Origin of the sequence: Streptomyces sp. NRRL S-646, from assembly GCF_000720765.1 — a bacterium.
GTDB lineage: Bacteria > Actinomycetota > Actinomycetes > Streptomycetales > Streptomycetaceae > Streptomyces.
Genome location: NZ_JODC01000009.1, coordinates 57942 through 70212, shown reverse-complemented (window position 1 = coordinate 70212; position 12271 = coordinate 57942). Strand labels below are relative to the sequence as shown.

Genomic DNA, 12271 nt, shown 5'->3' with positions numbered 1-12271 from the left:
GCGCCGGTGACTCCAGTGCCGTGCCCTTGCCGGTGCCGGACGCTGCGCTGACCGTCGCCCTGGGGGCTGCGCCCCCAGACCCCCCTTCGGCCTGAACGGCCTCGTCCTCAAACGCCGGACGGGCTGAGACGGCACGCCCGGCACGAGAAAGGGCCCGCACCTTGTCGGCACGGGCCCTGCTCACTTCTTGCTGCGGTCCATCTTGGCCGGGTGGCGAGTGGTGGGTGGGTGTGGGTATGAGGAAGGCCCGCGCCTTGTTGGTGCGGGCCGGGTATGAGGAAGGCCCGCGCCTTGTTGGTGCGGGCCTCTTGCTGCGGTCCTGACGGGATTTGCTGTACCCGATTGCGGCTGCGCCGCGGGCGCGGCCTTCACCTTGGCCGGGTGGCGAGTGGTGGGTGTGATTGCGGCTGCGCCGCGGGCGCGGCCTCCATCTTGGCCGGGTGGCGAGTGGTGGGTGTGGGTATGAGGAAGGCCCGCGCCTTGTTGGTGCGGGCCTCTCGCTGCGGTCCTGACGGGATTTGAACCCGCGGCCTCCACCTTGACAGGGTGGCGAGCACTCCAAACTGCTCCACAGGACCAGGTTTCGCGGCGCCATTCGTGCGTTGCGCTGCGAGAAGAGACTGTACAGGAGGGTGAGCCCGCTGGTCGAACTCACCCAGTGTGTGCAGGTGGTTACGGGGCGGCCGCGTCGATCGCCTTCACGATCCGCTTGTCGGAGACGGGGTACGCCGTACCCAGCGCGTGGGCGAAATAGCTGACCCGGAGCTCCTCGATCATCCAGCGGATGTCCAGCACCGAGGAGGGGACCGGACGGCCCTGGGGCATCTGCTCCAGGAGCCATGCGTACTCGTCCTGCATCTCGTGGACCTTCTCCATGCGCGTCGTGTCCCGCTGGACACCCGTCGGCATCTGCTGGAGGCGGCGGTCCGCGGCCACGAGGTAGCGCATCAGGTCGGGCAGGCGGCGAAGGCCCGTCGCGGTCACGAAGCCCGGCTTCACAAGGGCGTCCAGCTGCCTGCGGACGTCCTGGAGGTTCGGGAGCAGCGCGGGGCTGCGTACGGCCTTCAGGCGGCGCTCACAGGCCTGCCAGGCCGCCAGGACCTGCTGGACCTGGCCCACCGTACGGATCGTCGTGTCCACGATTTCCGCCCGCACCTTGTCGTACAGCTTCCGGTACGACTCCTCGTCCCACGCCGGCCCCCCGAAGTCCCCGATCAGCTTGTCCGCCGCCGCCATCGCGCAGTCGTCGAACAGGCCCTGGATCGAGCCGTGCGGGTTCGCGGACAGGGCGAGCTTCTGGGCGTTCGTCAGCTTCTCGGACGCGAACTTCGCGGGGTTGACCGGGATGTTGCGCAGGATCAGCCTGCGCGTGCCCTTCCACATCGCCTCCGCCTGTTCCGCCTCCGTGTCGAAGAGGCGGACCGAGACCGTGTCGCCGTCGTCGACCAGCGCCGGGTACGCCTTCACCGGCTGGCCCGCCCGGCGCGTTTCGAAGACGCGGGTCAGGGAGCCGATCGTCCAGTCCGTCAGGCCCTTGCGTTCCAGGGACTCCCCGCCCTCGCGGGAGGCGGTGGCCGCGGCGGCCTGGGAGAGGGCCTTGCGGGCCTTCGGCTTCAGCTGGAGCCGCAGCGCCTCCAGGTCCTTGTCCTCGGCGAGCTTGCGGCGCCGCTCGTCGACGATGCGGAAGGTGATGCGCAGATGGTCCGGGACCTTCGACCAGTCGAAGTCCGACTCCTCGAAGGGGACTCCGACCATGCGCTTCAGCTCACGCGCCATCGTCACCGTCAAGGGCTCCTGCAAGGGGGCGGCCGTATCCAGGAAGCGCTTCGCGAAGTTCGGCGCCGGCACGTAGTTGCGGCGGATCGGCTTCGGGAGCGAGCGGATCAGCTCGGTCACGAGTTCCTCCCGCAGGCCCGGGATCTGCCAGTCGAAGCCCTCGTCGGTGACCTGGTTGAGGACCTGGAGCGGGACATGGACCGTCACACCGTCCGCGTCCGCGCCCGGCTCGAACTGATACGTCACCCGGAACTTCAGCGGACCCTGCCGCCACGAGTCCGGATAGTCGGCCTTGGTGACCGCCTCCGCCGACTCCCGGATGAGCATCTCCCGCGCGAAGTCCAGGAACTCCGGCTGCTCGTGCCGCTTCCGCTTCCACCAGGAGTCGAAGTGGGCGCCGGAGACGACGTGTTCAGGCACCTTCTGGTCGTAGAAGTCGAAGAGCGTGTCGTCGTCGACGACGATGTCCCGGCGCCGGGCGCGGTGCTCCAGCTCCTCGACCTCGCTGAGGAGTCTGCGGTTGTCGGCGAAGAACTTGTGGTGCGTACGCCAGTCGCCCTCGACGAGCGCGTTGCGGATGAACAGCTCGCGGCTGACCTCGGCGTCGATCCGGCCGTAGTTCACCTTCCGCTGGGCGACGATCGGGACGCCGTACAGCGTGACCTTCTCGTACGCCATCACCGCCGCCTGGTCCTTCTCCCAGTGCGGTTCGCTGTACGTCCGCTTCAGGAGGTGCTCGGCGAGGGGTTCGACCCACTCGGGCTCGATCTTCGCGTTGACGCGGGCCCAGAGACGGGAGGTCTCGACGAGTTCGGCGGACATGACGAACCGCGGCGGCTTCTTGAAGAGCGCCGAGCCCGGGAAGATCGCGAACTTGGCGTTGCGGGCGCCCAGATACTCGTTCTTCGCGCCGTCCTTCACGTCCTTCATGCCGATGTGGGACAGCAGTCCGGCGAGGAGGGACAGGTGGATGCGGTCGCCGGGGGCGTCCTCCTCGTTGAGGTGGATGCCCATCTGCTTGGCGACCGTTCTCAACTGCGTGTAGATGTCCTGCCATTCGCGAATGCGCAGGAAGTTGAGGTACTCCTGCTTGCACATCCGCCGGAAGGAGCTGGAGCCGCGCTCCTTCTGCTGCTCGCGGACGTAGCGCCACAGGTTGAGGTAGGCGAGGAAGTCGCTCGTCTCGTCCTTGAAGCGGGCATGCTGCTGGTCGGCCTGGGCCTGTTTGTCGGCGGGGCGCTCGCGCGGGTCCTGGATGGAGAGCGCGGCGGCTATGACCATGACCTCGCGGACGCAGCCGTTCTTGTCGGCCTCCAGGACCATGCGGGCCAGGCGGGGGTCGACGGGCAGCTGGGCGAGCCTGCGGCCGGTCTGGGTGAGCCGCTTGCGTACGTCCTTCTCCGCCGGGTCCAGCGCGTGCAGCTCCTGGAGCAGCTGCACGCCGTCGCGGATGTTGCGGTGGTCCGGCGGGTCGATGAAGGGGAACTTCTCGATGTCGCCGAGGCCGGCCGCGGTCATCTGCAGGATGACGGACGCCAGGTTCGTACGGAGGATCTCCGCGTCCGTGAACTCCGGGCGGGCGAGGAAGTCGTCCTCGGAGTAGAGGCGGATGCAGATGCCGTCGGACGTACGGCCGCAGCGTCCCTTGCGCTGGTTGGCGCTGGCCTGCGAGATCGGCTCGATGGGCAGGCGCTGGACCTTGGTGCGGTGGCTGTACCGGCTGATCCGGGCGAAGCCCGGGTCGATGACGTACTTGATGCCCGGGACGGTCAGCGAGGTCTCGGCGACGTTCGTAGCCAGAACGATCCTGCGGCCCGTGTGCGGCTGGAACACGCGATGCTGCTCGGCGTGCGAGAGGCGGGCGTAGAGGGGCAGGACTTCCGTGCCCTGCCCATTGGCGCCTCCGGCGCGGGGGTAGTTCTTCCTGACCAGCGCGTCCGCCGTGTCGCGGATCTCGCGCTCGCCGGAGAGGAAGACGAGGATGTCGCCCTTGCCCTCGCCCTGGAGCTCCTCGACCGCGTCGCAGATCGCGGTGATCTGGTCGCGGTCGGAGTCGTCGCCGTCCTCTTCGAGGAGCGGGCGATAGCGCACCTCCACCGGATACGTCCGGCCGCTGACCTCGATGATCGGGGCGTCGCCGAAGTGCCGGGAGAAACGCTCGGGGTCGATGGTCGCGGAGGTGATGACGACCTTGAGATCGGGCCGCTTCGGCAGCAGCTGCGCGAGGTAGCCGAGCAGGAAGTCGATGTTGAGGGACCGCTCGTGGGCCTCGTCGATGATGATCGTGTCGTAGGCGCGCAGCTCGCGGTCGGTCTGGATCTCGGCGAGCAGGATGCCGTCCGTCATCAGCTTGATGAAGGTCGAGTCCTGGTTCACCTGGTCGGTGAACCGCACCTTCCAGCCGACGGCCTCGCCGAGCGGGGTGTCCATCTCCTCGGCCACACGCTCGGCGACCGTGCGGGCGGCGATACGACGGGGCTGGGTGTGCCCGATCATGCCCCGCACCCCCCGCCCGAGCTCGAGACAGATCTTGGGGATCTGGGTGGTCTTTCCGGACCCGGTCTCACCGGCGACGATGACGACCTGGTGATCGCGGATGGCCTCCGCGATGACGTCCTTCTTCTGGCTGACCGGCAGCTGCTCGGGATACGAGACGGCGGGGACCCGGCCGCGCCGCTCGCCCATCCGCCCCTCGGCCTTCGCGATCTCCGCCTCGATCTCGGCGAGGACGGCGGCCTGGGCCTCGGGCTTACGGATCTTGCGCGCGCCTTCGAGCCTGCGCCCGAGCCGGTGCGCGTCGCGCAGGGAGAGCTCGGTCAGGCGGGGGGCGAGATCGCCGAGGGCCGGCGAACCGGGCGCCGGGGTGCCAGGTGCCGGAGTGCCGGGGGCAGGATGCGTAGACATACGCGATCCAGGATCTCATCCCTGGGAAATCCCTGGCGAACCATTTGTGGCCGGTGCCTCAGGACGCCTCGGAGGTCCTCTGAGCGGGAGGCGCGGCCGGGGCGGCGGGCGTGGCCGCAGGCGCCGGTGCCGGCTGCTGCTGCCGTGCCGCGCCCTCGCCCAGCGCGATCGACTTCGCGGTGTTGGAGACGGCCTTGATGCCCAGGTAGGCGGTGGTCATGCTGCTCACCGCGGTGAAGGCGGCGGTGAGGACGCCAACGATCACCGACCTGTCCCCACCGAGCCGCCACACCCCGAAGATCGCGACCCCGGCGATGGCCAGATTACTGATCACCACGGCCAGCAGCCCGTACCGGGCCCGGCTCTTCTCCAACGCGGCGTCCCCCATGGCCCTGGAAGGTAGCGCCCGGCGAGGCAGGGTGCCAAGCCGGTCACCGCACGTCGACGTAGTCCTCCCGGCCGTCACCGACGAAGTGCTTGCTGTCGGGGTACAGGAAGACGGGCACCCAGGTGCCGTCCTGCGTCGCCTTGAACCCCTTGCCGAAGGAGCCGTTGGTCTGCGTGGTGACGGTGGCCATCAGGTACCAGGTGGTCTTGCCCTTGGGCCGGAAGAGGATCTGCACCTTCTTGCCGCCGTACGCCTTCCAGGTCGTACCGCCGACCTTGAGCTCCTGGAGCACGCCCTTCACCGTGATCGTGCGGCCCTTGGTCACCGGCTCGGGGGACGCGTTGGCGTCCTTGATCCGGGTGAGGGCGCGGTTGCGGCGCAGGGCGGTGCTGAGGGTGCCCTTGATGTCCTTGGCGGAGGAACCGCCGTAGTGCAGGCGCCAGTAGCCGTCGGTGTAGCCCGGCAGCTTCTCGACCGTGAACTGGGAGCCGAAGCTGGTCTTGACGGTCTTCTTCGTGCTCCAGCCGGTCCTGCCGTCGGCCGAGTACTGGATGTCGACACTGGCCTGGTCGCTGGTGTCGCGGCCGATCAGGTCGAGGGTGCCGTTCACGGTCACCTGGGCGTACTTGTCGAGGGATGCCGTGAAGCCGGAGAACTTCGTCGTCGCGGTGACGGCGACGGTGACATCGGCGGTGTTGTGCACGATGTAGGGGTTGTACGGGCGCACCTGGACGGCGATCTCGTAGACGCTCTTGGCGCCGTACGGGTACCGCTCGAAGGAGAAGCGGCCGTTCGCGTCGGTGGTCGCGTCGACGGGGCTGCAGGTGGTGCAGTCCTTGTAGTCCATCTCCAGCGGGATGCCGGCCAGCGGCTTCCACTCGCCGCCGTACTGGTACTGGAGGGTGCCGGTGACGTCGACCTTGTCGCCCGCGGTGACGTGGAAGTCGCTCTTGTCGAGGACGTACCGGGTGGGCGCGGCCTGCGGCCAGACCTGGACCGCGTCGGTGGTGAAGAAGCCGAGGCCGCCGTTGTACGTGGCGCGGGCCCAGCCGCCCGTCGTCTCCCGGGACGCGGAGAAGTGGCCGGTGTCGTCGGTGACGGTGGGAGCTTCCGCACTGCCGTTGTCGAAAGCGGGGGTCACGGTGGCGCCGGGCAGCGGCACGGTCTCGCGGGTGCTGGGGTCGCGGACGACCAGGTCGCCGGTGGCGGTGACCGTGCGGTGCTCGATGTCCGGCTCGGTCGGCGTGACGGCGAAGCCGGTGATGACGGGCTGCTTCTGGTAGTGCAGGGTGCCCGCGTTCTGCTGGACGGTGGTCTCGCCGCTGCTGTCGGTGGCCTCGACGTCGACCGTGTAGTCGCCGAGCGTGTCCAGGTGGATGGGCTGGGAGGCCCAGATCCCCTCCCACGAGCTGACGTAGTACTTCTGCGTGAAGTCGGTGATCTTGGCCACCGGCGCGTCCGACTCGCTGCCGCCGACCGGGCGGAGGGTCGCGGTGACCTTGTCGATGTCGCCGCTGTAGTTGAGGCGCACGTCGAGGACCGACCAGTCGGCCGAGTCGCTGTACGCGTCCTTCACGTTCGGTCCGGCCGCATGGGCGGTGCCGGGCAGGGCAAGGGTGCCGACCAGCACGGCACCGGCCGTCACCAGCCCTCTGGCTATGTGTCTCAAGAACCCCCCTCAGGTTCCCTGTGGACGACGAAACCCCCCTCCGGATGTCCGGGAGGGGGGTTTCGTTCTTGTGGCTGGGGCCGGGGTCGAACCGGCGACCTATCGCTTTTCAGGCGATCGCTCGTACCAACTGAGCTACCCAGCCACGAGGCTTCCGAGGAAACCTCAGCGGTCCTGACGGGATTTGAACCCGCGGCCTCCACCTTGACAGGGTGGCGAGCACTCCAAACTGCTCCACAGGACCAAGCTTCGTGGGCGACCACCAGTGTCGCACACGGTTTTGCGTGCCCCCAACGGGATTCGAACCCGTGCTACCGCCTTGAAAGGGCGGCGTCCTAGGCCGCTAGACGATGAGGGCTATCGGCCCGCCTGGGCGCCTCTCAGCGCGTCGGGGACGTGAGAAGCATATGGGATGGCGGGAGGTATCGCCAAAACGGTTTACGGGGTGGAGGGCGAGGGGGTGGATGGGGCGGGAGAGGAGGGGGTCGGCGAGGACGGGGTGGCTCCGGGCTGGTTCTCCTTGGGGAGGTGGCGGGTGACCTCCGCCGTCGTCTCGCCGAGGCCGCCCAGTTTGATCGAGTCCCAGGCCTGGAGGCGGCGGGTGTCGCGGTCGAAGTAGAGGATCGAGGCCTCGATCGGGGCCGGGTACTTGTGTTCGAGCGCGCGCAGGCCGCTGCCGCCCGTCGAGCCCTCCATACGCAGGTGGGTGCCGCGCTGCAGGATCTCGTCGCCTTCGTGGTGCAGGTGGCCGCACAGGACCAGTGGCACCTCGCCGTCGACCTCGCGGGCCGCCGACGGCTCGTGGACCATGGCCACGTCGACGGGGGTGCCCGCGCTCTTCTGGTCGCTCAGGGCCGTCGCCAGGCGGGCGCCGGCCAGTTCCTCCGACGCGGCGGCTCCCAGTGCCTTCGAGCGGTCGGGGGTGAACTGCGGGTCGCCCATGCCCGCGAAGCGCAGGCCCGCGATCGTCTCCGCCCGGCCGCCGTCCAGCACGTGGACGTTCTTCATGCGCTGCAGATGGCGCTGGGTGACATCCGAGTCGTGGTTGCCGCGGACCCAGACGTACGGGGCCCCCAGGTCCGCGATCGGGTCGAGGAAGCCGTTCTCCGCCGCCGAGCCGTGGTCCATCGTGTCGCCGGTGTCGACGATCACGTTCACCTTGTACTGGTCCACCAGCGACGCGATGATCTTCCAGCTCGCGGGGTTGAGATGGATGTCCGAGACGTGCAGGACGCGGACGGTGGACGGGTCCGGCTGGTAGGCGGGCAGCGTGGACGTGACGTCGTAGAGCTTCGTCACATTGGTCACCAGGCGGGCCAACTCCTTCTGGTAGACGTCGAATTCGGTGACGATGTTGCGGGCGTTGCCGACCAGCGAGGGCGCCGAGGAGAGCAGGCCCGAGTACTTCGGTTCGAGGACGGACTCGGGGTTCCAGGTCGCGTACACCGAGGCTCCGCAGGCCATGAGGAGGGCCAGGGCCGTGCCGCCGGCGGCGAGGGCGCGGCGGGGGCGTCGGTAGACCGCGAGGCCCAGGGCCGTGGCACCCGACACGACGGCCACGCAGGAGCGCAGGGCCACGTCGAGGGTGCCGTGCTCGACGTCGTGGGCGACCTCGTCCTGGAGGCCGGAGAGGCGTTCGGGGTGGTCGACCAGGGCCTGGGCGCGGACCGGGTCGAGCTGGTCGACGTTCACGTCGAGGCGGAGCGGCGCGTGGTGGCTGTTCAGTTCCAGGGCGCCGAGCGGCGAGATGTTGATCTTCGTGCCGCCGCTGAGGGACGGGCGCAGGGTCATCGTCGTGTTCATGGGGCCGACCGGGACCCGTACGTTGCCGACGATGAGCAGCCCCAGCCAGGCGCCGAGCAGGACCACGGCGGCCAGGCCCAGGGCGCGGGGCCAGGGGTGCGGCTGCCGGACGAGCTCGAGGGTCGGGTGGGGGCGGCGGGAGCGGTAGTGGCGGGTGAGGGTGCGCGGGGACTTGCGTACCCGGTTCAGGACGGTGGCGGCGATGGCGGGGACGCGGGCCATTGGTCCCGTATGCCCAAGTGCGGGCATGGATATGCAGGTGGGTCCATGACTCTCGTACGGACGGGCCGTGGCCGACAATGGGCCTGTGCTGGAGATGACGCGCGAGGAGTTCGAGGAACTGGTCGCCGAGGCGCTCGACCGGATCCCGCCGGAGCTGACGCGGCTGATGGACAACGTCGCGGTGTTCGTGGAGGACGAGCCGCCGGCGGACGATCCCGAGCTGCTCGGGCTCTACGAGGGGACTCCGCTGACGGACCGGGGTGAGTGGTACGCCGGGGTGCTGCCGGACCGCATCACGATCTACCGGGGGCCGACGCTCAGGATGTGCGAGTCGCGGGAGGACGTCGTCGCGGAGACCGAGGTGACCGTCGTGCACGAGATCGCCCATCACTTCGGGATCGACGACGCGCGGCTGCACGCCCTGGGATACGGGTGAGCGGGGCGCGTGTCCTCTTGTGGGCGGCGGGAGTTGGGCAGGTTGACTCCTTCCCCCGCCTCGGAGGTGGCTTTCCGTGCGCCGCTTGTACGTACCCGTCCGTCTGGCCGCCACGGTCATGGCCGTCGCCGCTGCCGCCGGCTGCATGAGTGTGGGCGAGGACGGGGGAGGCGGGGGCGCGAAGCCGTCGCACTCCGCGGGGCAGCGGGGCGGGGAAGCGCCCGACGGCGGGACGGGTGTGTCCGGCAGGGGCGTCGGGGCCGGCGTCGCCGACGGCAAGCACGAGGGCGGCAAGCGGGAGAAGGAGAAGGACGGGAAGTCGGCGTCCCCCTCGGCCTCGCCGTCCGCGGGGGCCGGACAGTCCGCCCCTGCGGCGGGCAAACCCGGCAACGGGAAGAGCGACAATCCCGGGGTTCCCGCGCCGACCGTCGCGTCGCCGACCCCGACGCACACGGAGGAGCCGCAGCCGACGCCCAGCGAGCAGCCGGTCACCGCCTCGCCCCAGCCGACGGTCGCCGAGCCGTCGTCCTCGGCACACGAGGAGTCGCCGCAGATGACCGAGCGGGAGCCGGCGCCGACGGCGGGCTCACCGGCGTAGGGACGTGACGAGCGTCTCGGTGGATCGGTTTGCCTTGGGGTGTGCAGGGTGCGTATGGTGGTAGATCGTTTGATCCCATTGCCCGGCGCCATTGCAGAGAGCGCCGCGTGGCGCGTTCTCTCCCTTGCCGTGGCTGACCGCATAGAGGCGGTCGTATTGCGAAATCACGGAGTTGACGGGCGCGTGCCGACGAGACTCCGGAAGGTTTCGCTTACGCATGTCCATTTCCAGTACTGATCACGTCGTCGTGCCCGAGAACGAGGGCACCGAAGGCGCCGTGGAAGCTCCCGAGGTCACCTTCGCGGACCTCGGTCTCCCCGAGGGCGTCGTGCGCAAGCTCGCGCAGAACGGCGTGACCACCCCCTTCCCGATCCAGGCCGCGACCATCCCGGACGCCCTGGCCGGCAAGGACATCCTCGGCCGTGGCCGCACCGGCTCCGGCAAGACCCTCTCCTTCGGTCTGCCGACGCTGGCGCGTCTCGCCGGCGGCCGCACCGAGAAGCACAAGCCGCGCGCCGTCATCCTCACCCCGACCCGTGAGCTCGCGATGCAGGTCGCGGACGCGCTGCAGCCGTACGGCGACGTCGTGGGCCTGAAGATGAAGGTCGTCTGCGGCGGTACGTCGATGGGCAACCAGATCTACGCCCTGGAGCGCGGCGTCGACATCCTCGTCGCCACCCCGGGCCGTCTGCGCGACATCATCAACCGCGGCGCCTGCTCCCTGGAGAACGTCGAGGTCGCCGTCCTCGACGAGGCCGACCAGATGTCCGACCTGGGCTTCCTGCCCGAAGTCACCGAGCTGCTCGACCAGATCCCGGCCGGCGGCCAGCGGATGCTGTTCTCGGCCACGATGGAGAACGAGATCTCCACGCTGGTCAAGCGCTACCTGAGCAACCCGGTCACGCACGAGGTCGACAGCGCCCAGGGCAACGTCACGACCATGTCGCACCACATCCTGATCGTGAAGCCCAAGGACAAGGCGCCGGTCACCGCGGCCATCGCCTCCCGCAAGGGCCGCACCATCATCTTCGTCCGCACCCAGCTGGGCGCGGACCGGATCGCCGAGCAGCTGCGCGACGCCGGTGTGAAGGCCGACGCGCTGCACGGCGGTATGACGCAGGGCGCGCGGACGCGCACGCTGGCCGACTTCAAGGACGGTTACGTCAACGCGCTCGTCGCCACCGACGTCGCCGCCCGCGGCATCCACGTCGACGGCATCGACCTCGTCCTGAACGTCGACCCCGCCGGTGACCACAAGGACTACCTGCACCGCGCCGGCCGTACCGCTCGCGCGGGCCGCACCGGCACGGTCGTCTCGCTGTCGCTGCCGCACCAGCGCCGCCAGATCTTCCGGCTGATGGAGGACGCGGGCGTCGACGCCGGGCGTCACATCATCAACTCCGGTACGGCCTTCGAGCCCGAGGTCGCCGAGATCACCGGCGCCCGTTCGATGACCGAGGTCCAGGCCGAGTCCGCGGGCAACGCGGCTCAGCAGGCCGAGCGTGAGGTCTCCCACCTCACCAAGCAGCTGGAGCGGGCGCAGCGCCGCGCGACCGAGCTGCGCGAGGAGGCCGACCGTCTGGTCGCCCGGGTCGCCCGCGAGCGCGGCGAGGACCCCGAGGCGGCGGTGGCCGAGGCGCAGGCGGCGGTCGCCGAGACCGTCGAGGCGGCCGAGGTGTCGGTGCCCGAGCAGCCCGCCGCTCAGGACGTCGACCGGGCGCAGGCTCCGTCGTCGTACGAGCGTCGTGAGCGTCGGGACAACGACCGTGGCGGGTTCCGCCGCGACGACCGTCGGGACGACCGCGGTGGTCGTTCCTTCGAGCGCCGGGACAACAACGACCGCGGTGGGTTCAACCGCGACCGTGGTGACCGTGGGTTCGAGCGTCGGGACAACGACCGTGGCGGGTTCCGCCGTGACGACCGTCGGGACGACCGCGGTGGCCGTTCCTTCGAGCGTCGTGACGACCGTGGTGGCCGTGGGTTCGAGCGTCGGGACAACGACCGTGGCGGGTTCCGCCGTGACGACCGTCCGTCCGACCGTGGCGGTCGTTCCTTCGAGCGTCGTGACGACCGCGGTGGCCGTGGCTTCGAGCGTCGGGACAACGACCGTGGCGGGTTCCGCCGTGACGACCGTCCGTCCGACCGTCCGGCCGGCCGTTCCTTCGAGCGCCGTGACGAGCGCGGTGGGCACCGTGGCAGCGACCGTCCCTTCAACCGGGACCGCCAGGGCGACCGTCCGGGCTTCCGCTCCGGCGGCCACGAGCGCCCCTACGGCCGTCGTGACGACCACCGCGGCACCGGCACCGGTGGCGGCTCCTCCTTCGGCCGTCGCGACGACAAGCCGCGCTGGAAGCGCAACGGCTGATCTGATTCAGCGGTGAACGCCGTGGCCCCCCGTCACACCGGACGGGGGGCCACGGCGTTTCTGCTGTTCCACGCGGTCCGGGGTGGGTTGGAAACCAGTTGGAAAACCTT

Annotated in this window: 7 protein-coding genes and 4 tRNA genes; 3 read left to right on the top strand and 8 right to left on the bottom strand. The window is 69.7% G+C overall.

All coding sequences use genetic code 11. The annotated features are described in order from the left end of the window. Window positions 1-503 precede the first annotated feature (503 nt). The 8 genes from IH68_RS0123675 to IH68_RS0123640 form a co-directional block, all read right to left on the bottom strand. A tRNA-Asp gene (locus IH68_RS0123675) sits at window positions 504-578 on the bottom strand. A 94-nt stretch (window positions 579-672) separates the two neighbouring features. Continuing rightward, window positions 673-4680 carry an ATP-dependent RNA helicase HrpA gene (gene hrpA / locus IH68_RS0123670; RefSeq protein WP_030938499.1) on the bottom strand — a complete coding sequence of 1336 codons (4008 nt, stop codon included), beginning with the start codon at window positions 4678-4680 and terminating at the stop codon, window positions 673-675. A 58-nt stretch (window positions 4681-4738) separates the two neighbouring features. Then, a complete protein-coding gene (locus IH68_RS0123665; protein WP_030938497.1) occupies window positions 4739-5068 on the bottom strand; it encodes a hypothetical protein in 330 nt (109 codons plus the stop codon). 43 nt (window positions 5069-5111) lie between these two features. Next, window positions 5112-6737 (bottom strand): hypothetical protein, encoded by a 1626-nt coding sequence (locus IH68_RS0123660; RefSeq protein ID WP_234341534.1) that lies wholly within the window; start codon window positions 6735-6737, stop codon window positions 5112-5114. A gap of 71 nt (window positions 6738-6808) precedes the next feature. Next, window positions 6809-6882, bottom strand: a tRNA-Phe gene (locus IH68_RS0123655). Between the two features lie 24 nt (window positions 6883-6906). Then, window positions 6907-6981, bottom strand: a tRNA-Asp gene (locus IH68_RS0123650). Between the two features lie 41 nt (window positions 6982-7022). Continuing rightward, a tRNA-Glu gene (locus IH68_RS0123645) sits at window positions 7023-7095 on the bottom strand. 80 nt (window positions 7096-7175) lie between these two features. Continuing rightward, window positions 7176-8762 carry a metallophosphoesterase family protein gene (locus IH68_RS0123640; protein WP_030938493.1) on the bottom strand — a complete coding sequence of 529 codons (1587 nt, stop codon included), beginning with the start codon at window positions 8760-8762 and terminating at the stop codon, window positions 7176-7178. Window positions 8763-8847: 85 nt separating this feature from the next. On the opposite strand from IH68_RS0123640, the gene IH68_RS0123635 reads away from it, so the two are divergent. The 3 genes from IH68_RS0123635 to IH68_RS0123625 all read left to right on the top strand — a co-directional run bounded on the left by IH68_RS0123635 (window position 8848) and on the right by IH68_RS0123625 (window position 12161). Next, a complete protein-coding gene (locus IH68_RS0123635) occupies window positions 8848-9198 on the top strand; it encodes a metallopeptidase family protein (protein ID WP_009327618.1) in 351 nt (116 codons plus the stop codon). A gap of 76 nt (window positions 9199-9274) precedes the next feature. Then, complete coding sequence (locus IH68_RS0123630) at window positions 9275-9796, top strand: hypothetical protein (protein ID WP_030938492.1); 522 nt, start codon at window positions 9275-9277, stop codon at window positions 9794-9796. Window positions 9797-10013: 217 nt separating this feature from the next. Beyond that, window positions 10014-12161 carry a DEAD/DEAH box helicase gene (locus IH68_RS0123625; RefSeq protein ID WP_030938491.1) on the top strand — a complete coding sequence of 716 codons (2148 nt, stop codon included), beginning with the start codon at window positions 10014-10016 and terminating at the stop codon, window positions 12159-12161. The last annotated feature ends 110 nt before the right edge of the window (window positions 12162-12271 follow it).